This is a genomic window from Thalassovita mediterranea (assembly GCF_001458435.1).
In the GTDB taxonomy this organism is placed as follows: Bacteria; Pseudomonadota; Alphaproteobacteria; order Rhodobacterales; family Rhodobacteraceae; genus Thalassobius; species Thalassobius mediterraneus.
In genome coordinates, this window is record NZ_CYSF01000012.1 from 24114 (window position 1) to 44199 (window position 20086).

Below are 20086 nucleotides of genomic sequence, written 5' to 3' on the forward strand. Positions count from 1 at the left end.
AAGCTGCGCCAAACCCACCGCAGAGTGGGCATCGGTTTCGAGGATTGTGCGGTATGGCAAAAGGCAAGAAACAGGATGTGCAGGAGATGGGCCTTTGGCGCCGTTTCAAGCGCATTGTTTATTTCAAAATCCTGCGTTTGTTTGGTCGCGTGCTGCGGGTTGCCATGTACCTTGCAGCGCTGATGGTCCTGTGGGTCGCCAGCTATAGCCTGATCAATCCACCCTCCACGATCTACATTCAGCAGGAAAAGGCGCGGCTGGGATCGGTAAAGCGGGAATGGGTGCCTATTGATCAGATTGCGCCGGTAATGCTGCGGTCTGTTGTGGCGGCAGAGGATGCAAATTTCTGCGCCCATTGGGGATTCGACATGCAGGCGATCCGTGCAGCCATTGCCGCAGGTGGCCAGCGCGGGGGATCGACGCTGACGCAGCAGGTGGTGAAAAACGCGCACCTCTGGCACGGGCGCAATTATGTGCGCAAAACGATGGAGGCGTCTTTAACGCCCTTTGTCGAATTGTTCTGGTCCAAGCGTCGCATCCTTGAGGTCTATTTGAACATTGCCGAATTTGACGAAGGTGTCTTTGGCGTTGGCGCTGCCGCTCAGCATTATTTTGGTGTCGGCGCGGCAGAATTGAGCGCGGTGCAGGCAGCGCGATTGGCGGCGATTTTGCCGTCGCCCAAATCGCGATCCGCCATTCGACCGGCAGAGTTCACCCGTCGGCAGGCGGCACGAATCTTGGATGGGGCAGAGACAATCCGCCGTGATGGGCGCGCCGCCTGTTTCGAGGATTGAAAACCGCCCGTCAAAAAGGCATTGAAGGGGACACTCCCCGTCCCGCAGGTATTTCGTAAGGTGTGACCGCATGGCCAAGCTGTATCATTTTCCCTTGTCCCCCTTTTGCCGCAAGCTGCGTCTTGTGCTGGCTGAGAAACGGATCGAGGTTGAGCTGAGCGAAGAGCGCTATTGGGAGCAGGATCCCGATTTCATGCGCCGCAATCCGGCCGGTAAGGTGCCGGTGTTGAAGCTGGACGGCATGATGATGTCCGAAAGCACCGCCATTGTAGAGTATTTGGAGGAGGCCTACCCCGACCCCGCCCTACTGCCGCGCGGCAAGCAAGCACGTTTCGAGGCCCGGCGCATCGCGGCGTGGTTTGATGATAAGTTTCATCACGAAGTCACCTCAAAACTGCTCTACGAGCGGGTGCATAAGAAGGTGATGGGGCAGGGCTACCCGGACAGTAAGAACGTCAAAGCTGGCGCGCAGCGGATCAAGTATCATCTGGATTATATGGCGTGGCTGTTGGATCAGCGCCGTTGGCTGGCGGGCGATCAGATGAGCATTGCTGATTTTGCCGCTGCCGCGCATCTGTCGTCGCTGGACTATATCAGCGACGTAGACTGGAACCGTCATGAGGTGGTGAAAGACTGGTACGCCAAGATTAAATCGCGTCCTGCCTTCCGGTCTATCCTGGCCGATCAGGTTCCGGGTTTCCCGCCGCCGCCGCATTATGCGGATCTGGATTTTTGATCTAAGCTGGCGCTTGGGGCGTTGCCCCCTTGGCCTGTCGGCCAATTCCCCCAGAGTATTTTCGGGATCGTTGAAATGGCAGATGGGCTGAAACAGAGACTGGTTGCACAGGCGATTGCCGAAGGGTTCGACCTAGCGCGGATCTGTCGGCCCTGGGATGTGCCTGAGATGCCGGACCGTTTGCAGGCGTTCCTAGATGCTGGCTATCACGGCCAGATGGGCTGGATGGCGGAGCGCATCCATTGGCGGTCAAACCCCGCTGCCCTCTGGCCAGAGGCGCAATCGGTCATCATGCTGGGCGAAAGCTATACTCCGCAACACGATCCGGCAGAGGTGTTGGTGCATCCCGATTTGGGGGCGATTTCGGTTTATGCGCAGAACAAAGACTACCATGATCTGGTCAAGAAACGGCTGAAACGGCTGGCCCGCTGGTTGATTGCTGAGGTTGGCGATGACGCGCAGGTGAAGGTGTTTGTGGATACCGCGCCAGTACCGGAGAAGCCGCTGGGACAGGCGGCAGGCCTAGGATGGCAGGGCAAGCACACGAATTTGGTTAGCCGCGATCTGGGCAGCTGGTTTTTCATCGGGTCGATCTTTACCACCGTGAAATTAGACACTGATCCAGCAGAAAGGGACCATTGTGGGTCCTGTGATGCCTGTCAGGTGGCCTGTCCGACAGATGCTTTCCCTGCGCCCTATCAGTTGGATGCGCGGCGCTGCATTTCCTATTTGACCATTGAACATCACGGGCCTGTGGATGAGGACCTGCGCGCGTTGATGGGCAATCGGATCTATGGCTGTGACGATTGCCTGAACGCCTGCCCGTGGAACAAGTTCGCCGTTGAGGCGCGCGAATTGCGCTATCTGGCGCGGGATGAGCTGAAAGCGCCCAAGCTGGCAGAGCTGGCAGTGCTGGATGATGCGGGGTTTCGGGCGTTTTTCAGTGGTTCCCCGATCAAGCGGATTGGGCGTAATCGGTTCGTGCGCAACGTCCTTTATGCTATCGGCAATTCCGGAGATGCGGCCTTGTTGCGTGTGGCACAGGGCTTGACCGAGGATGAGGACGACACCGTGCGCGATGCGGCGCGTTGGGCATTGGGCCGATTGCGCACAATCGCGACAGCGGGCTGAAACAGACCTTCCCCCGGGCGGGGAACTGCCTATCTTATCAACAGATAAGAACAGGAGGGCGTTACATGTCCAAATATGTCAAAGACCCCGCCGTCATTGCCACCCTGACCGAGGAACAGCGTTGGGTGACGCAGGATAGCGGCACCGAACGCGCGGGCACCGGTGCGCTGTTAGGCAATAAAGAACCCGGGATCTACGTTGATATCGTGTCGGGGGAGCCTCTCTTTGCCTCCTCAGACAAATATGAATCGGGCTGTGGCTGGCCTAGCTTTACCAAACCGATTGAATCCGCCCATATCGCGGAGTTGACGGATCGCAGCTATGGTATGGTGCGGACCGAGGTGCGATCGACCCATGGTGATAGTCATCTGGGCCATGTGTTCCCCGACGGGCCGCCGGATCGCGGTGGGCTGCGCTATTGCATCAACTCGGCCTCCTTGCGCTTTGTGCATCGCGATGACATGCAGGCTGAAGGATACGGTGACTACCTCAACCAAGTGGAGGATATCTGATGAGCGAACGTGCAGTATTGGCCGGTGGCTGTTTCTGGGGCATGCAGGATCTGATCCGCAAGCTGCCCGGCGTGACGGGCACCCGTGTGGGCTACACCGGCGGCGATGTTGAAAACGCCACCTACAAGAACCACGGCACCCATGCCGAAGGAATTGAGATCCTGTTTGATCCAACCCAGACCAGCTATCGCAAGCTGTTGGAGTTCTTTTTTCAGATCCATGATCCGACCACGGTGAACCGTCAGGGCAATGATCTGGGCATGAGCTATCGGTCGGCCATCTACTATGTGGATGAGGATCAGAAAGCAGTGGCGCTAGATACCATTGCTGATGTTGATGCGTCCAACCTATGGCCCGGTAAAGTGGTGACAGAAGTGGAACCGGTTGGTGCCTTCTGGGACGCCGAGGAGGAACATCAGGACTATCTGGAAAAACACCCTAACGGCTACACCTGCCATTTCCCGCGCCCGGATTGGGTGCTGCCGAAACGGGCCTGATCTATCCAAGTTTAGTCTCTATTACGTGGGTTAGAGACTGTTTTGAGCTGATTGCAAAGAAACGGGCGCCTCGTCATGGGCGCCCGTTTTGGTATTTCATGTCTGAGAATCAGATCAGAAACGGAAGTTAACCTTGGCGGCAAACGTGGTTGCCTCCACATCGGTTCCGCTGCCGTTGAAGTTCGAAATGTCGTGGTACAGAACCTCACCGCCGACCGAGATTTGTTCGGTGACTTTGTGTTCGTAACCTGCACCGACGAAATAGCCTGTGTCGTCACCCAGTCCTGCAACATCAACGCGGACTGCGCCCGCGGTGCCGTAAATAAGGCCATCGCCCAGATCATAACCTGCGCGCACTTTCAGACGTGCGGCAGAGTCTACGTTGCTGCCACCCAGATTGATATCCAGACGATCATAGTCGATGCCAGCACCCACGACCCAATCACCCAGATCGTAGTCATAACCAGCGGTCAGGCCGTAAAAGCCACCGTCAGCTTCGGTTGCGCCGGCTTCCAGATCCGCAAAACCTAGGTTCAGACCCACGTAACCGCCGGTCCAGTCACCGGACACAGGTGCAACATAGGTAGGGGTCGGGGTGGGATCCGCTGGCGCCGGATCAGCAGAACCAGCAAATACAGGCGCTGCGGTCAAAGAGGCAGCAACACCTGCCAGCAAAAATTTGTTCAAGGTCATCCTCGTATCCTTTCAATCAAAACGCCTAACGGACGCGCCAGTGCGACGCGCCCTGCGGCGTGGTGTGATGTCACTGAGATAGGAGTGATACTGGTTAATAAAACGGTAGCGCTGTGCGATGGCAAATCCCTGCCTGATCTGCATTCAGCGATGCGCTAAAACATGCCTGTTTGTGGGGTGGTCTTCGGAATGTGAAGATGTCCCCCCTTTAATTCAATTGTCCCCCGCATAAGGCGAGTGTAGCCGAAAACCCATTTTCAGGCAAATAAGGCTACGTTTTCCTCGCGCAGCGCTTTCTTCTGGACCTTGCCCATCGTGTTGCGCGGCAACGCATCTACGAGGAAAATTTGCTTGGGCTGTTTGAACTTCGCTAGGTCGCTGGCACAGGCCTGCGCAATTGTTTCTACAGTTAGATTGGGGCTGTCTGGGACAACAATGGCAACCACCGCTTCGCCAAAATCAGGATGCGGCACGCCGATCACCGCGCTTTCCAGAACGCCGGGCAAGTCGTCGATCAGGCTTTCGACCTCTTTGGGATAGACGTTGAAACCGCCGGTGATGATCAGATCCTTGGCCCGGCCCACGATGGTGACATAGCCGTCGCTGTCCTGCTGGGCCAGATCGCCAGTGATGAACCACCCGTCAGGGCGCAGTTCCTCGGCGGTTTTTTCCGGCATCTGCCAGTAGCCTTGAAACACGTTGTCGCCGCGCACCTCGATGATGCCGATGTCGTCCTGCGCCACCTTAGCGCCGTCCTTCATGATCCGCAGTTCTACCCCCGGCAGCGGGAAACCGACGGTGCCCGCGCGGCGTTCAGCGTCATAGGGGTTGGAGGTGCTCATGTTGGTTTCGGTCATGCCATAGCGTTCAAGGATGCGGTGCCCGGTGCGTGCCTGCCATTGTTCGTGGGTGTCGACCAACAATGGGGCAGAGCCCGAGATGAACAGGCGCATGTTGGCGGCATGGTCTGGGGTTAGGCGATCATGCTGTAACAGGCGGGTATAGAACGTCGGCACACCCATCAGAGCGGTGGCGCTTGGCATGGCATCAAGGATCGCGTCGGCGTCAAAGCCCGGCAGAAACACGGTGGACGCCCCAGACAGCAGCGCCACGTTGGTGGCTACAAATAGCCCGTGGGTGTGAAAGATCGGCAGCGCGTGGATCAGTACGTCATCGGTTGTGAAACGCCACAGATCGACCAGAGAGGCCGAATTGCTGGCTAGGTTTTTGTGGCTGAGCATCGCACCCTTTGACCGGCCAGTGGTGCCCGATGTGTAAAGGATCGCCGCCAGATCATCGCCGCCTCGCGACACGGGGGCAAAGGCGGGGTCTGCATCTGGCAGATCGGCGGTCAGGCTGCCCTGCCCCGCGCTGTCCAGCGTCAGCACGGTGGCATCTGTTGCCAGGGGGGACAGTTCATCTAAACGCGCGGGGTCACAGACCAAGATGCGCGGGGTGGCGTCGCCTAGGAAATAGCCGACCTCTGCCGCCGTATAGGCGGTGTTGAGCGGCAGGAAGATCCCGCCCGCCATCACGGTACCAAGGTAGAGCTGCACTGCCTCCAGCGTCTTGGCGACCTGTACCGCCACACGGTCCCCCGGTTCCAGTCCCTGCGCGATCAGCCGTTGCGCCAGCGCCTGCGCGCCGGAAAACAGTTGCGCGTAGGTGACATCCGGTTGGCCGGGACGGCTGGCAAAGAGCTTGTCCGGTGTGCTTTCTGCGCCGAGGGACAGGCGGTGGATCAGGTAATTGGTGTCATACATGGCGCGGCCTTGGTCAGTGTGCAAATCCGTAAAAGAACGGCTTCCCCTGTTTTCGCATGGTTTTTCGTCAAAGCAACACTGTAAGATGGCACTATCGCGCGAAAGGATACGGTATGAATCCGGTGAAGGGCATTGCCCTCAAACTCTGCTCGGTGGTGATGTTCATCACTATGGCATCTTTGATCAAAGCAACCTCGCAACATGTGCCCCCGGGGGAGGCGGTGTTTTTCCGGTCGTTCTTTGCGCTGCCGGTGATCATCGCGTGGCTGACCCTGCGCGGCGATCTGCGCACGGGGCTAAAGGTGAAATCGCCCATGGCGCATTTCTGGCGGGGTCTGGTGGGGACATCTGCGATGGGGTTGGGGTTTGCCGGGCTGGGTCTGTTGCCCCTGCCCGAGGTGACGGCGATCGGCTATGCGGCGCCCCTGCTGACGGTTGTGTTCGCGGCGATGTTTCTGGGCGAAGAGGTGCGGTTTTTCCGTATGTTCGCGGTGGGCCTTGGCCTCTTGGGTGTTCTCGTGGTGATTGAGCCGCGTTTGACCCTGTTTCAGGGCGAAACCATGCAGACGATGCAGGCGCTGGGCGTGACGTTTACGCTGATGGGCGCGACATTCGCCGCACTGGCGCAGATTCACATCCGCAACATGGTCCAGAGCGAGGAGACATCGGCGATTGTCTTCTACTTCTCACTGACGGCGACGGGGTTGTCGCTGCTGACGCTGCCCTTTGGCTGGGTGGTGCCCACGGGGTGGGAGGCGATGCTGTTGATCACCTGCGGGATTTTGGGTGGGTTCGGTCAGATTTTCCTGACCTCATCCTACCGTTTCGCGGGGGCATCGGTGGTGGCGCCGTTTGACTATGCGTCGATGATTTTTGCGCTGGGGATCGGCTATTTCATCTTTGATGAGGTGCCTACGATGCAGATGCTGGCGGGTGCAGCATTGGTGGTGTTTGCAGGGGTGTTGATCATCCTGCGCGAACACGCGCTGGGCCTGCGCCGGTCCAAGGCACGCTCGGGTATGACGCCGCAGGGGTGAGGTTCTTTCACCGGGTCACGCAGTGAGCCGGTTCGTGCCTGACCCCGCCCCCAAGGGCGGGCACGAATTCTGACCGATCTCAATTTGTGGAAGAAGCCGCGTTAACTGGGCGTTTGCGCTTGGTTTAGGGCCGCCCTCGGGATCGGGCACGAACCTACCCGAAGCGTTACGACGCTAAGTCGCTCGGGCTGTCGCCCGAGCGTTTGTTTTGGACCAGCTTACCCAGCCGCCGCCTGTTCATCCGCTTTCTGACGCAGCGCCGCGCGTTTGGTGCTGATCGAGGCGATGATCACCCCAATCGTCACCACGCCGATCATCAAGGTCGACAGCGCGTTGATCTGCGGGTTCACGCCCAGACGCACTGCGGACCAAATCTTCATCGGCAGGGTGGTGGCGCCGGGACCAGTGGTAAAGTTGGCAATGACCAGATCATCCAGCGACAGGGTAAAAGCCAGTAGCCAGCCCGAGATTACCGCAGGCGCAATGATCGGCAGGGTCACAAGGCGGAAGCTTTCAAACGGCGTGCAGCCCAGATCCAGCGCCGCCTCTTCCAGCGATTTGTCAAAGCTGACCAGACGCGATGACACAACAACCGACACGTAGCACATGGCAAAGGTTGCGTGCGCCAGAATGATCGTATGCGCGCCCATCTGGGTAAAGATCGGCTTGAACAGCAGGAACAGGGACAGGCCGGTGATCACCTCGGGCATCACCAGCGGCGCAAAGATCATGCCGGAAAACAGCGTCCGCCCCATGAACCGCCCGCCGCGCACCATCACATAGGCCGCCATGGTGCCAAGGATCGTCGCCAACGTGGAGGAGGCAACGGCAACCTTGATCGTCACCCATGCCGCATCCAGCATCTGATCGTTGCGCATCAGCTCGCCATACCATTTGGTCGAAAACCCCGCCCAGACCGTCACCAGTTTCGAGGCGTTGAAGCTGTAGATCACCAGAATGATCATCGGCAGGTAGAGGAAGGCAAACCCCAGCGTCAGCGAGGTGGCGTTGAACCAAGTAAACCGCTTCATTATTCGGCCTCCCGCTGTTTTTGCTCGTTCCGCTGGAACAGGATGATCGGGATGATCAGGATCAGCAGCAGCACAACAGCCACCGCCGCCGCCACAGGCCAGTCACGGTTGGAGAAGAACTCTTCCCACAGGACTTTGCCGATCATCAGGGTGGACGACCCGCCCAGTAGCGAGGGGATCACAAATTCACCGATTGCGGGGATGAAGACGAGGAAACTGCCCGCGATGATGCCGCCCTTGGACAGCGGGATGGTCACCAGCCAGAAGGCTTTGAACCGTGAACAGCCCAGATCCTCAGCCGCTTCCAGCAGGCTGGCGTCCAATTTTTCCAGCGCCGAATAGATCGGCAGGATCATGAATGGCAGGTAGGTGTAAACGATGCCGATATAAACGGCGGTGTTGGTGTTAAGGATGATCAGCGGATCACTGATCAGGCCCAGCCCCATCAGCAGCTGGTTTAGCAGGCCCTCTTGGCTAAGGATCCCCATCCACGCATAAACGCGGATCAGGAAGCTGGTCCAGAATGGCAGGATGATCAGCATCATCAGCGTTGCACGCCATTCCTGCGGCGCTTGCGCCATGCCATAGGCGATGGGGTAGCCCACCAGCAATGCCAGCAGGGTGGAAATGGTGGCGATCTTCAGGCTGGAAACATAGGCCTTCCAGTAAAGGTCATCCTCTGTCAGCCAGACAAAGTTCTCCATGTCCAGCGCAGCAAAGAAGGTTCTCAGCCCTTCCCAGCCAGCAGAGAGATCAATCTGCGGCGTATAGGGCGGGATCGATAGTGCGGTGTCGCTGAGGGCGATTTTCAGCACGATCACAAAGGGGATCAGGAATAGCGCCAGCAGCCACAGATAGGGGACGGATATAAGGAAAAGACGCCGCATCATCAGCGCTCCAACACCGACGCAGCGGTCAGTGTCCAGCTGAGCCAGACCTCATCTTCCCAGGTGAAGTTCCGGCGTGACAGGCGGCGGGTGTTGGTGGCCTGCGCCTTGACCATCACGCCACCGGGCAGTTCGACGTGATAGGTCGAGATGTTGCCGAGGTAGCCGATATCAATAATCTTGCCCTTCACCGCGTTGACCGCGCCTTCGGGTTTTTCTTCACCGATGGAGATTTTTTCGGGGCGCAAGGCGACGAATGCCTTCTGTCCTTCGCTCAACACGGTGGTGGTTTTGGCGTGGATCGGTTCCTGACCTTCGGCCCAGTGGATGTCATAGCCATCCTCGCTGGTTTTATGCGCCGCGCCTTCGATGATGTTCACATCACCGATAAAGTCAGCGACATAGACGCTGTTCGGCTCTTCATAAATCTTCGGCGGGGTGGCGACCTGAATGATCTTGCCGTGGTCCATGACGGCGACGCGGCTGGCGACGGTCATCGCCTCCTCTTGGTCGTGGGTCACGATGACAAAGGTGGTGCCGGTCTTTTCCTGAATGTCCATCAGTTCAAACTGCGTTTCCTCACGCAGTTTCTTGTCCAGCGCGCCCAGCGGTTCATCCAGCAACAGCAGTTTCGGCGCACGGGCCAGTGACCGCGCCAGCGCCACACGCTGACGCTGGCCGCCAGACACCTGATGCGGTTTGCGGCGAGCAAATTGGGTCATGCGGGTGAGGCGCAGCATTTCCTCAACCCGTTCTTCGATCTGCGCTTTGGGCATTTTCATCCGGCGCAGGCCAAAGGCGATGTTGTCCCAGATCGACAGGTGCGGGAACAGAGCGTAGGACTGGAACATCATGTTCACCGCACGTTCATTCGGTGGCACCGCGGCCATGTCCTGACCGGCGATCAAAATCTGGCCTTCGGTCGGGGTTTCAAACCCTGCCAGCATCCGCATCATCGTGGTTTTACCACAGCCCGATGGACCCAAGAGGGCAAAGAATTCGCGCGTGTAGATGTCCTGGGTCAGGTTATCAATCGCGGTAAAGCTGCCATAGCGTTTGGTCACGCCTTTGAATTGGATCAGCGGTTTTTCGGTGGGATCTTCCCACGGCGCAAATACGTCTACAGTCATACCCGTCCCAGTCTGTCAGAGGTCGGCCCGCCCTACGTGGGGCGGGCCGTCATAAATGCGGCTTAGGTGCCGGATTTCACTTTGGTCCACAGACGGGTCACAACCCGCTGGGTTTTCGCCGGATAGGGCGTGGTGATGTAGAAGTTCGACATCGTCTCTTCGTCCGGGTAAATCGCCGGATCGCCGATCACATCCTCAACCAGGTGTTCCTGCGATGCGATGTTGCCGTTGGCGTAGTAGACATAGTTCGACGCTGCGGCCATGTTCTTGGCGTCCAGAATGAAGTTCAGGAACTTGTGTGCGCCTTCGGGGTTCGGGGCGTCGACGGGAATTGCCATCTGATCAAACCACATCAGCGACCCCTCAGCGAAGGCGTTGTAGGCGATTTCCACACCATTGTCGGCCTCGGCGGCACGGTCACGGGCCTGCAGGATGTCGCCGGACCAGCCAACAGCCACACAGATGTCACCGTTTGCCAGCGCGTTGATGTATTCCGAGCTGTGGAATTTCTGGATGTGCGGACGCACCGCGGTCAGCACCGGCTCCGCCTTGGCAATCACGTCCTTGTCGTGGCTGTCGGGGTTTTCACCCAGATATTTCAGCGCCATTGGGATGATTTCCGACGGGGCGTCGAGGAAATGCACGCCACAGGCGGCCAGTTTTTCCATGTTGTCGGGGTTCAGGACCAGTTCCATGCTGTTCAGCGGTGCGTCGTCGCCCAGGATCTCTTTGACCTTGCCCACATTCACACCCAGACCGGTGCTGCCCCACATGTAGTTGATCGAATAGGCGTTTTCCGGGTCGTAGCCTGCGGTCACATCCTTGATCAGGTCCCACAGGTTGCCGTGGTTGGGCAGCTGTTCCAGATCCAGCTTTTGAAACGCGCCCGCGGTGATCTGGCGCTGCAGGAAGGTGCCGGTGGGCACCACCACGTCATAGCCCGACCCGCCGGCCAGCATTTTGGTTTCCAAGAGTTCGTTGCTGTCAAACACGTCATAGACCAGTTTCAGGCCAGTTTCGGCTTCGAACTGCGCCAGCAGCTCTTCGTCAATGTAATCTGACCAGTTATAAACCCGTACTTCATCGGCAGTGGCGGCACCTGCCAGCAAAGCGAATGCTGCAGTGGACGCCAGAATTTGAGTCTTCATGAGGTATACTCCCTATTGAACACGGGTCTTTCTGCCCGGTATCGGAATTTGATCAATTTTTGCCGCGTCTGGCAATATGGTAATGTTTCCACGCTACCGTTAAACTCGCAAGCGAGCCAAAAGACCTGTCAGGGAGAAATACGGCATTATGGACGGCGACGCCCAGAAATTGACCGCAGCCGAAGGCGGCGAAAAACGCCTGCCCGCGCATGAAATTGTCTATCGCACTTTGCGCGAACAAATCCTGTTTGGAGAAATCGCTCCTGGCGAACCGGTGACCATTCAGGGGCTGACCGCCCGGTTAGATGCTGGCATGACACCTGTGCGTGAAGCGATCCGCCGGTTGACGGCAGAGGGGGCGCTGAAATTTCAGGGCAACCGTCGTGTTATTGTGCCCAATTTGACGGCCGACAATATCGAGGAAATTATCATTGCGCGTCAATGTGTTGAGGGGGAATTGGCCGCCCGCGCAACTACGCGTATGACCAAAGAGGCCCTTGCGGATCTGACCCGGCTGGACAATCAGTTGGATGAAGGCATCGCGCAAGGGGACCTGCAGGCCTATCTCGAGTACAACTATCGCTTTCACCGGATGATTTATGATCTGGCCGAAGCCCCCATTCTGGCCGATCTGGCAGAGGGGCTTTGGCTGCGGTTTGGGCCATCATTGCGGGTGGTCTGCGGCAGGGTTGGAACGCAGAATTTGCCGGATAAGCACAAGGACCTGCTGGCTGCGATGTCAGCCGGTGATAGCGCGGCCGCCGCCGCCGCTTGCCTAGAAGATATGATGCAGGGCATGGAGCAGGTTCGCGAGATGCTTGCCTGATTTTTAGGCACATCTGATTCGATTGACATTGGATAATTTGATCATATCCTGATTTTGAGGCCGCCTGACCTGACGTTTTGTGCGTGGTGAATCGCTGTGCGGCATGATTTCAGCCCGATGAGGTGTCAAATGACCGTAATTACGAATCACATGCCGACGGCAGAACTGCAGGCGCTGGATGCTGCGCACCATATGCACCCCTTTAGCACTCAGGATGATCTGGCCAAGCAGGGCGCGCGGGTCATCACCCGCGCCGACGGCGTCTGGATTCAGGACAGCGAAGGCAACAAAATTATCGACGGCATGGCCGGTTTGTGGTGCGTGAATGTTGGCTACGGTCGTGACCGTCTGGCAGACGTCGCCGCGCGCCAGATGAAAGAGCTGCCCTATTATAACACCTTCTTCATGACCACCCACGTACCGGCCATCGCGCTGAGTCAGAAGCTGGCCGAACTGGCGCCGGGGGATCTGAACCACGTGTTCTATGCGGGCTCCGGTTCCGAGGCGAATGACACCAACATTCGCATGGTGCGAACCTATTGGGCCGAAAAGGGCAAGCCGTCGAAAAAGGTGATCATCAGTCGTAAGAATGCGTACCACGGTTCCTCTGTTGGTTCTGCCAGCCTTGGCGGGATGACCGGCATGCACGCGCAGGGCGGCCTGCCAATTGCTGATATTCATCACATTGATCAGCCCAACTATTGGGCCGAAGGTGGTGATCAGTCGCCCGAGGAATTTGGTCTGGAACGCGCCCGTCAGCTGGAACAGGCTATCAATGATATCGGCGAAGATAACGTCGCCGCCTTTATCGCTGAACCAGTGCAGGGCGCTGGTGGTGTTATCGTGCCGCCGGAAACCTACTGGCCTGAAATTCAACGCATTTGCGACAAGTACGAGATCTTGCTGATCGCGGATGAGGTGATCTGTGGCTTCGGTCGGACAGGCAACTGGTTCGGGTCTGAAACCGTGGGCTGGCGTCCTGACATCATGACCATCGCCAAGGGCCTCAGCTCTGGCTATGCGCCGATTGGTGGCTCGATCGTCAGTGATGAGGTGGCCGAGGTGATCGGCGGCTGTGAATTTAACCACGGCTATACCTATTCCAGCCACCCTGTGGCCGCTGCTGTGGCATTGGAAAACCTCAACATCATGCAGGAAGAAAACATCGTCGGTCACGTCCAGAACGAGGTCGGTCCTTACCTGAAAGAAAAGTGGGAGGCGTTGATCGATCACCCGATGGTGGGTGAGGCGAACATTGTGGGCATGATGGGATCCATCGCGTTGACCCCGCACAAGGAAAGCCGCGCGGCCTTTGCGGCGGATGCGGGCACCGTGGGGTACATGTGCCGCGAACGGTGCTTTGCCAACAATCTGGTGATGCGCCATGTGGGCGACCGCATGATCATTTCGCCGCCGCTGGTGATGACCAAAGGTGAGGTGGACGTTCTGATGGAACGCGCGGTGAAGTCGCTGGACGAAGGCATGGCCGCCGCCAAAGATGCCGGATTGTGGGTGCCTGCCAGCTAAAAACCCGCGCGCAAACCGACACCATGCAAACCCCGTCAGATCACTCTGGCGGGGTTTTCTTTTGCTGATTCGGTTGAATGCAACCACTACGGGCGCTGATTCTTGGCGGTTGTAGGTGCTTAGTGCTCAGTTTTTGATCAAATATCTGCGATTTTTTGTTTTCTTTCTTCTCAGTGCGATAGCGGTGAAAAAGGGAAAATATGCGTAAATTCGGATGAGACAAAAACGACATCAAATGCCAATGGGCTAGGGCCTAGGTGGGTGTGTCGTCTTTCTGTTAACGCGAATTTTACGAGGCCAATTCGCCTTAATTCATTTCACAAAAGCGACGACCCATGTCGCTTTTTTGCGCAAAAGTGCCGCGATTCGGTTGCAACGCGGCGTCACTCGCGTTTTAGTCTGATGGAACGAGCGAGAAAATCGCCGACCATAAAAGCGGGGAGTTGCTTTGCCTGACGGATCCACTAGCGATGCTTTTGTCGCGTTTGAACGCGTGCAAAAAAGTTACGACGGTGAAAACCTGGTCGTAAAAGACCTGAACCTTTCTTTGCCCAAGGGCGAATTTCTGACGATGCTTGGCCCGTCAGGTTCTGGAAAAACCACATGCCTGATGATGCTGGCCGGTTTCGAAACCGCCACCCACGGCGAAATCCTTCTTGATGGGCGTCCGATCAACAACATCCCCCCGCACAAGCGCGGCATCGGGATGGTGTTCCAGAACTACGCCTTGTTCCCTCACATGACGGTTGCTGAAAACCTGTCCTTCCCTCTGGAAGTCCGCAAAATGGGCAAATCCGAGCGCGAAGAGAAGGTAAAGCGCGCACTGGATATGGTGCAGATGGGGGCCTTTGGTGGTCGTCGTCCGGCGCAACTGTCTGGTGGTCAGCAGCAGCGTATCGCACTGGCGCGTGCGCTGGTGTTTGAACCGGAACTGGTGCTGATGGACGAACCGCTGGGCGCGCTGGACAAACAGCTGCGCGAACACATGCAGTTTGAAATCACCCGTCTGGCGCATGAACTGGGCATCACCACGGTTTACGTGACCCACGACCAGACCGAAGCACTGACCATGTCGGACCGCGTTGCGGTGTTTGACGATGGCCGCATTCAGCAGCTGGATCCGCCAGACACCCTGTACGAAGAGCCGCAGAACAGCTTCGTTGCGCAGTTCATTGGTGAAAACAACACGCTGGAAGGCGTGGTTCAGGAGATCAGCGGTGACAAATGTCTGATCCGTCTGGACGATGGTGAGCTGATCGACGCCAAGCCGATCAACGTCAGTCAGGTTGGAGAACGCACTCGCGTATCGATCCGCCCTGAGCGCGTCGAGTTTAACAAAGAGCGCCTGCAAGAGGGCGCGCACACCCTGAAAGCCGAAGTGCTGGAATTCATCTACATGGGTGACATTTTCCGCACCCGTCTGCGGGTGGCCGGTAACGACGAGTTTGTCGTGAAAACCCGGAATGCCCCGGATCAGGTACGCCTGAAACCCGGCGAGCAGATCGAAATCGGCTGGTTGCCAGAAGATTGCCGCGCGCTGGACGCGTGACAGTAGGGACAGTCTGCCCCCTCGCTCAAGTGCGGGGGCAGTACCCACAAGGCCTGCGCCGTAACCCGTGACCGTGGGCCCACAACTATAAAATTAACGGGAACAACTCTGGGAGAATAAGTATGAAACTCACCAAGATCTTTATGGCCTCGACTGCTCTGGCCTTTGCTGCTGGTGCTGTAGCGGCAGAAGAAATGACCATCGTGTCCTGGGGCGGCGCCTATTCCAAGTCGCAGATGAAAGCCTACCACGAGCCCTATTCGGCCAAAACCGGCGTCAACATCATCAACGATGACAGCTCTGCCGAAGCGGTTTCGAAACTGCGCGCCATGAACGAAGCAGGCAACGTGACCTGGGACGTTGTTGACGTTGTAGCATCTGACGCGATCCGTCTGTGTGACGAAGGTCTGGCAGAAGAGATTGACTTCAACACCCAACTGGCTCCGGCACCTGATGGCACTTCGGCCGAAGATGACTTTGGCGCGCTGCTGGTGTCCGACTGCTTCATCCCGCAGATCGTATACTCGACCACCTTCGGCTACCGCACCGATCTGGTTGGTGACACCCCGCCGACCGAAATCTGTGACGTATTCGACCTGGAAGCCTACCCGGGCAAGCGTTCGCTGGAAAAGCGTCCGATCGGCAACATGGAGTGGGCACTGCTGTGTGATGGCGTCGCCAAAGACGAAATCTACGAAGTGCTGGAAACCTCCGAAGGTCAGGACCGCGCTCTGGCCAAGCTGGACACCATCAAAGACAGCGTAATTTGGTGGTCCGCTGGTGCAGACACCCCGCAGCTGCTGGCTGACGGCGAAGTCATCATGGGTTCGACCTTCAACGGTCGTCTGTTCTCGGTCATCGAAGAGCAGAACCAGCCGGTTGCGATGCTGTGGGACGCACAGATGTTCGATCTGGACGGTTGGATCATTCCCGCCGGTCTGAGCGAAGAGCGTAAAGCCCGCGCGCTGGACTACATCTACTTCGCCACCGACACCCAGCGTCTGGCAGATCAGGCCAAGTTCATCTCTTACGGTCCGGCACGTGCATCGTCCGCACCGCTGGTCAGCACCCACGCTGAACTGGGCATCGAGATGGCGCCGCACATGCCGACCGATCCGGCAAACGCACAGAACACCTTCCTCTACAACTACGAGTTCTGGGCTGACTACCGTGATGACATCGACGCCAAATTCCAGGCGTGGCTGGCAAAATAAGTCGCTGACTTTTCAGCACACTTAATAGGATGGGCCGCAAAGTACGGCCCATCCACACCAACACTTCCGACGGGGACATTATGAGCGATACCACCGATTCCGGCCCAATGCTGGCCGCCGACGGCACGCCGCTAAAACGCAGCCTCAGCAGGGCGTTACGCCGCCAGAAAATGCGGGCCCTGATGCTGGTTGCCCCGCTGCTGATCTTCGTCCTGATTTCTTTCATTTTCCCGATTGGTTCGATGCTGTTCCGTTCGGTCGAGAATGACATCGTTGCCGACACGCTGCCGCTCACGGTGGTGGAGTTGCAAAAATGGGATGCCGAAAGTGGCGAATTGCCGGATGAGGCGCTGTATGCGGCCTTTGCATCCGACATGGTCAAAGCCATCGCCGCCAAAGAGCACACGAAACTGGGCACCCGCCTGAACTATGAACAGACTGGCCTGTCCTCGCTGTTCCGTAAATCCGGCCGCAAAATGAAAAAGCTGGATCCGGCAGAGGACGCGCCGTTCAAAGAAAAGATCATCAAGATCGACAAAAAATGGGGCGACGTTGAAACGTGGCGCGCGATCAAAACCCATTCGGTTCGTATCACCAACGGCTACTTCCTCAACGCGGTTGATATGCGTCGTACCCCAGAGGGTGCGCAGGCACAGCCAGAGGACAAACAGATCCTGATCACGCTGTTCCAGCGTACATTGCTGATGTCATTGATGATTACCGGGTCTTGTATTCTGCTGGGCTATCCGGTGGCGTGGATTCTGGCAAACCTGCCGGCCCGCACGGCAAACGTTCTGATGATTCTTGTTCTGCTGCCATTCTGGACATCGCTGCTGGTGCGGACATCTGCATGGAAGGTGATGCTGCAGCAACAAGGTGTGATCAACGAAGTTCTGGTCTGGTTGGGTATGGTCGCTGATGATTCCCGATTGGCGCTGATCAACAACCAAACAGGTACGATCATCGCGATGACCCACATCCTGCTGCCCTTTATGATCCTGCCGATGTATTCGGTGATGCAGACGATCAAACCGCATTATGTACGCGCGGCGAAATCGATGGGCGCAACCGATTGGACGGCCTTCTGGCGGGTGTACTTCCCGCAGTCGGTGCCGGGTATTGGCGCGGGCTCCATCCTCGTCTTCATTCTGGCGATTGGTTACTACATCACGCCTGAAATTGTTGGCGGCACCAAGGGTGTCTTCATCTCGAACCGGATCGCATACCATATTTCCAGCTCGCTTAACTGGGGTCTGGCCGCTGCGCTGGGGACCATCCTGCTGGCTGTGGTTCTGATCCTTTACTGGGCCTACGACAAAATCGTCGGCATCGACAACGTGAAGCTGGGGTAACGAACATGGCTGCACTTACACCCATTTCCCGCAAACCCATGTCTCTGGTGCTGCCCACTGTGGCAGCGGCAGGGGGCTTACTCGGACTGTTTGTTGGCACTGCCAACGGATCCGGCCTGATGGGCGTTGTTGTCGGCGCCTGCCTGGTGGTGGCACTGGCGATGATCTTTATCTCGGTTCTGAAGAACGAAGGTCTGGCCAAATGGATTTCCATCGCCGTCATGGCGGTGCTGGGGTTCATCTTCGGCGGTACGCCGGGGGTTATCCTTGGTGCTATCTTTGGCTGGCTGTTCCACTGGTTCATCTACTGGCTCTATGAGGGGCGCTACCGCGCCCGTCTGTTGCCCTATCTGACACCGCGTCAGGTGCTGTGGCACTACACGTTCCGGGTGATTTGCGGGTCGATCTTTGTCTTCCTGATCACGCCGATCCTTGTGGTGATGCCGCTGTCGTTCAACGCGCAGGACTTCTTTACCTTTACGCCTGAAATGCTGCGTCTGGATCCCGAAGGCTATTCGCTGAAGCACTACCGCGACTTCTTCACCAACAATGAATGGCAGCGTTCGTTCAAGAACTCTCTTATCATTGCGCCGATTGCGACGGTGATTTCGGTCAGCCTCGGCACCTTGGCGGCCATCGGCCTCAGCCAGAACCACGTGCCGTTCAAACGGGCGATCATGGCGATCCTGATTTCGCCGATGATTGTGCCGCTGATCATTTCGGCCACCGGCATGTTCTTCTTCTACAGCCAGATTGGTAACTGGATGGAAGGGACGCTGGGCCTGAACAAGACCTTCGTGGGCTATGTAAAGGTGGTGCTGGCGCACGCTGTGCTGGGCATTCCGTTTGTGATCATCACCGTGACCGCAACGCTGGTGGGCTTTGACAACTCGCTGACCCGTGCGGCGGCGAACATGGGGGCGAACCCGGTGACCACCTTCTTCAAGGTGCAGATGCCGCTGATCCTGCCCGGTGTGATTTCGGGTGGTCTGTTTGCCTTCATCACCTCATTTGACGAGGTGGTTGTGGTGCTGTTCGTTGGCTCCGCTAGCCAGAAAACACTGCCATGGCAGATGTTCACTGGTCTGCGCGAACAGATCTCGCCGACCATTCTGGCGGTGGCGACGATCCTTGTTGTGATCTCGATCGCGCTGTTGACCACGGTAGAGATGCTGCGCCGGCGTTCCGAACGTCTGCGCGGGATGAGCCCGAGCTAACAATGGTGGCCGCCCACGGGCGGCCATGCCTCCGGCGGGAGTATTTGCCGGAACATTGAAACGGTTTTGACAAAAGAAAAGGGCGGCCCCGATCAGGAGGCCGCCCTTTTGTGTTGTGAGGTTTCGGTGGCGCTTAGGCGCGCACCAGTGCCTCATAGGCTTCGGAAATTTCGCGGGTCAGGGTGCCGACCTCAAAGGTGTAGTCACCGATTTGGCCCACAGGGGTCACTTCAGCGGCGGTGCCGGTCAGCCAGCACTGTTCAAAACCTTCCAGCTCTTCGGGCATGATGTGGCGTTCATGCACGGTGATGCCGCGCTCTTGCAGCATGCCGATAACGGTGCGGCGGGTGATACCGTCAAGGAAAGCGTCAGGCTTCGGGGTGTGGACCTCACCGTCTTTGACGAAGAAGATGTTGGCGCCGGTCGCTTCGGCCACATAGCCGCGGTAGTCATACATCATCGCGTCCGAGCAGCCTTTGTCCTCGGCGGCGTGTTTGGACATGGTGCAGATCATGTAGAGGCCAGCGGCCTTTGCCTCATGCGGGATGGTGGCGGGATCGGGACGGCGCCATTTGGCGATGTCCAGTTTCGCGCCCTTCATTTTTGCGTCGCCGTAGTAGTTGCCCCATGCCCATGCGGCCACGGCCAGTTGAACAGGGTTCTTGCGCGAGGCAACGCCCATGTCCTCGCCCGCGCCGCGCCATGCGATCACGCGCACATAGGCGTCGGTCCAACCGTTGGCTTCCAGCACCGCGTATTTGGCGGCCTCAATCTCTTCGATCGAGTAGGGGATTTCCATGTCCAGCAGTTCAGCCGAGCGGATCAGGCGCTCTGAGTGTTCCACAGATTTGAAGATTTTGCCGTTATAGCAACGCTCGCCCTCAAAGACAGAAGAGGCGTAATGCAGCGCGTGGGTCAGAATGTGGACATTTGCGTCACGCCATTCCACCAGTTTACCGTTCATCCAGATCTTGCCGTCGCGATCATCATATCCGGCCATTGCCGTGCCTCCTGACTGCCTGAGGTATTTTGAAAATTGCGC

At 57.6% G+C, this 20086-nt stretch carries 19 protein-coding genes; 12 read left to right on the forward strand and 7 right to left on the reverse strand.

What is annotated here, in order from left to right; genetic code table 11:
• Positions 1–53: 53 nt before the first annotated feature.
• From mtgA to msrA, 5 genes are all read left to right on the forward strand, one after another.
• Positions 54–794, forward strand: coding sequence for a monofunctional biosynthetic peptidoglycan transglycosylase (gene mtgA, locus TM5383_RS11290; protein WP_076400285.1), 741 nt, complete (start codon positions 54–56; stop codon positions 792–794).
• A 70-nt stretch (positions 795–864) separates the two neighbouring features.
• A complete protein-coding gene (gene fzlA, locus TM5383_RS11295) occupies positions 865–1530 on the forward strand; it encodes an FtsZ-binding protein FzlA (protein WP_058319150.1) in 666 nt (221 codons plus the stop codon).
• 75 nt (positions 1531–1605) lie between these two features.
• A complete protein-coding gene (queG, locus tag TM5383_RS11300) occupies positions 1606–2661 on the forward strand; it encodes a tRNA epoxyqueuosine(34) reductase QueG (RefSeq protein ID WP_197407400.1) in 1056 nt (351 codons plus the stop codon).
• A gap of 65 nt (positions 2662–2726) precedes the next feature.
• Complete coding sequence (gene msrB, locus TM5383_RS11305) at positions 2727–3173, forward strand: peptide-methionine (R)-S-oxide reductase MsrB (protein ID WP_058319151.1); 447 nt, start codon at positions 2727–2729, stop codon at positions 3171–3173.
• Positions 3173–3670: a peptide-methionine (S)-S-oxide reductase MsrA gene (gene msrA / locus TM5383_RS11310; protein WP_058319152.1), complete on the forward strand. Its 498-nt coding sequence runs from the start codon at positions 3173–3175 to the stop codon at positions 3668–3670. Before msrB ends, msrA begins: the two co-directional genes overlap by 1 nt.
• Positions 3671–3784: 114 nt before the next feature.
• Here msrA and TM5383_RS11315 read toward each other — a convergent pair whose 3' ends face one another.
• On the reverse strand, positions 3785–4363 hold the full coding sequence (locus TM5383_RS11315) for an outer membrane protein (RefSeq protein ID WP_058319153.1): 579 nt from the start codon (positions 4361–4363) through the stop codon (positions 3785–3787).
• Positions 4364–4620: 257 nt separating this feature from the next.
• The gene (locus TM5383_RS11320; protein WP_058319154.1) at positions 4621–6126 is read right to left on the reverse strand and encodes a malonate--CoA ligase; all 1506 of its coding nucleotides are present in this window, start codon (positions 6124–6126) and stop codon (positions 4621–4623) included.
• Positions 6127–6239: 113 nt separating this feature from the next.
• On the opposite strand from TM5383_RS11320, the gene TM5383_RS11325 reads away from it, so the two are divergent.
• Positions 6240–7163, forward strand: coding sequence for a DMT family transporter (locus TM5383_RS11325; RefSeq protein ID WP_143570331.1), 924 nt, complete (start codon positions 6240–6242; stop codon positions 7161–7163).
• Between the two features lie 218 nt (positions 7164–7381).
• Here the strand turns inward: TM5383_RS11325 and TM5383_RS11330 are convergent, their stop codons facing one another.
• From TM5383_RS11330 to TM5383_RS11345, 4 genes are all read right to left on the reverse strand, one after another.
• The gene (locus TM5383_RS11330; protein ID WP_058319156.1) at positions 7382–8194 is read right to left on the reverse strand and encodes an ABC transporter permease subunit; all 813 of its coding nucleotides are present in this window, start codon (positions 8192–8194) and stop codon (positions 7382–7384) included.
• Entirely contained in the window at positions 8194–9081 is an 888-nt protein-coding gene (locus tag TM5383_RS11335) for an ABC transporter permease subunit (RefSeq protein ID WP_058319441.1), read from the reverse strand. Before TM5383_RS11335 ends, TM5383_RS11330 begins: the two co-directional genes overlap by 1 nt.
• Before the next feature lie 2 nt (positions 9082–9083).
• Positions 9084–10211: an ABC transporter ATP-binding protein gene (locus TM5383_RS11340; RefSeq protein ID WP_058319157.1), complete on the reverse strand. Its 1128-nt coding sequence runs from the start codon at positions 10209–10211 to the stop codon at positions 9084–9086.
• Between the two features lie 62 nt (positions 10212–10273).
• Complete coding sequence (locus tag TM5383_RS11345) at positions 10274–11359, reverse strand: polyamine ABC transporter substrate-binding protein (RefSeq protein WP_058319158.1); 1086 nt, start codon at positions 11357–11359, stop codon at positions 10274–10276.
• 148 nt (positions 11360–11507) lie between these two features.
• Between TM5383_RS11345 and TM5383_RS11350 the strand changes: the two genes are divergently transcribed.
• The 6 genes from TM5383_RS11350 (at position 11508) to TM5383_RS11375 (ending at position 19044) form a co-directional block, all read left to right on the forward strand.
• Positions 11508–12185: a GntR family transcriptional regulator gene (locus TM5383_RS11350; RefSeq protein WP_058319159.1), complete on the forward strand. Its 678-nt coding sequence runs from the start codon at positions 11508–11510 to the stop codon at positions 12183–12185.
• Between the two features lie 129 nt (positions 12186–12314).
• A complete protein-coding gene (locus TM5383_RS11355; protein WP_058319160.1) occupies positions 12315–13712 on the forward strand; it encodes an aspartate aminotransferase family protein in 1398 nt (465 codons plus the stop codon).
• Between the two features lie 448 nt (positions 13713–14160).
• Positions 14161–15261 (forward strand): ABC transporter ATP-binding protein, encoded by a 1101-nt coding sequence (locus TM5383_RS11360; protein ID WP_058319161.1) that lies wholly within the window; start codon positions 14161–14163, stop codon positions 15259–15261.
• A gap of 122 nt (positions 15262–15383) precedes the next feature.
• Positions 15384–16475, forward strand: coding sequence for an extracellular solute-binding protein (locus TM5383_RS11365; protein ID WP_058319162.1), 1092 nt, complete (start codon positions 15384–15386; stop codon positions 16473–16475).
• A gap of 80 nt (positions 16476–16555) precedes the next feature.
• Entirely contained in the window at positions 16556–17827 is a 1272-nt protein-coding gene (locus TM5383_RS11370) for an ABC transporter permease (RefSeq protein WP_058319163.1), read from the forward strand.
• A gap of 5 nt (positions 17828–17832) precedes the next feature.
• Positions 17833–19044 carry an ABC transporter permease gene (locus tag TM5383_RS11375; protein ID WP_058319164.1) on the forward strand — a complete coding sequence of 404 codons (1212 nt, stop codon included), beginning with the start codon at positions 17833–17835 and terminating at the stop codon, positions 19042–19044.
• Between the two features lie 133 nt (positions 19045–19177).
• On the opposite strand, the gene TM5383_RS11380 is transcribed toward TM5383_RS11375, so the two are convergent.
• Positions 19178–20044, reverse strand: a complete 867-nt coding sequence (locus TM5383_RS11380) for a branched-chain amino acid aminotransferase (protein ID WP_058319165.1) — start codon at positions 20042–20044, stop codon at positions 19178–19180.
• Positions 20045–20086 lie beyond the last annotated feature (42 nt).

Excerpts from the sequence above, each read along its gene's own strand:
- queG (WP_197407400.1), top strand. The coding sequence starts at position 1,606 with ATGGCAGATGGGCTGAAACAGAGACTGGTTGCACAGGCGATTGCCGAA.
- TM5383_RS11330 (WP_058319156.1), bottom strand. The coding sequence starts at position 8,194 with ATGAAGCGGTTTACTTGGTTCAACGCCACCTCGCTGACGCTGGGGTTT.
- msrB (WP_058319151.1), top strand. The coding sequence starts at position 2,727 with ATGTCCAAATATGTCAAAGACCCCGCCGTCATTGCCACCCTGACCGAG.
- TM5383_RS11380 (WP_058319165.1), bottom strand. The coding sequence starts at position 20,044 with ATGGCCGGATATGATGATCGCGACGGCAAGATCTGGATGAACGGTAAA.
- mtgA (WP_076400285.1), top strand. The coding sequence starts at position 54 with ATGGCAAAAGGCAAGAAACAGGATGTGCAGGAGATGGGCCTTTGGCGC.
- TM5383_RS11325 (WP_143570331.1), top strand. The coding sequence starts at position 6,240 with ATGAATCCGGTGAAGGGCATTGCCCTCAAACTCTGCTCGGTGGTGATG.
- TM5383_RS11350 (WP_058319159.1), top strand. The coding sequence starts at position 11,508 with ATGGACGGCGACGCCCAGAAATTGACCGCAGCCGAAGGCGGCGAAAAA.
- TM5383_RS11315 (WP_058319153.1), bottom strand. The coding sequence starts at position 4,363 with ATGACCTTGAACAAATTTTTGCTGGCAGGTGTTGCTGCCTCTTTGACC.
- TM5383_RS11320 (WP_058319154.1), bottom strand. The coding sequence starts at position 6,126 with ATGTATGACACCAATTACCTGATCCACCGCCTGTCCCTCGGCGCAGAA.
- TM5383_RS11370 (WP_058319163.1), top strand. The coding sequence starts at position 16,556 with ATGAGCGATACCACCGATTCCGGCCCAATGCTGGCCGCCGACGGCACG.
- TM5383_RS11375 (WP_058319164.1), top strand. The coding sequence starts at position 17,833 with ATGGCTGCACTTACACCCATTTCCCGCAAACCCATGTCTCTGGTGCTG.
- TM5383_RS11335 (WP_058319441.1), bottom strand. The coding sequence starts at position 9,081 with ATGCGGCGTCTTTTCCTTATATCCGTCCCCTATCTGTGGCTGCTGGCG.
- msrA (WP_058319152.1), top strand. The coding sequence starts at position 3,173 with ATGAGCGAACGTGCAGTATTGGCCGGTGGCTGTTTCTGGGGCATGCAG.
- fzlA (WP_058319150.1), top strand. The coding sequence starts at position 865 with ATGGCCAAGCTGTATCATTTTCCCTTGTCCCCCTTTTGCCGCAAGCTG.
- TM5383_RS11365 (WP_058319162.1), top strand. The coding sequence starts at position 15,384 with ATGAAACTCACCAAGATCTTTATGGCCTCGACTGCTCTGGCCTTTGCT.
- TM5383_RS11355 (WP_058319160.1), top strand. The coding sequence starts at position 12,315 with ATGACCGTAATTACGAATCACATGCCGACGGCAGAACTGCAGGCGCTG.
- TM5383_RS11340 (WP_058319157.1), bottom strand. The coding sequence starts at position 10,211 with ATGACTGTAGACGTATTTGCGCCGTGGGAAGATCCCACCGAAAAACCG.
- TM5383_RS11345 (WP_058319158.1), bottom strand. The coding sequence starts at position 11,359 with ATGAAGACTCAAATTCTGGCGTCCACTGCAGCATTCGCTTTGCTGGCA.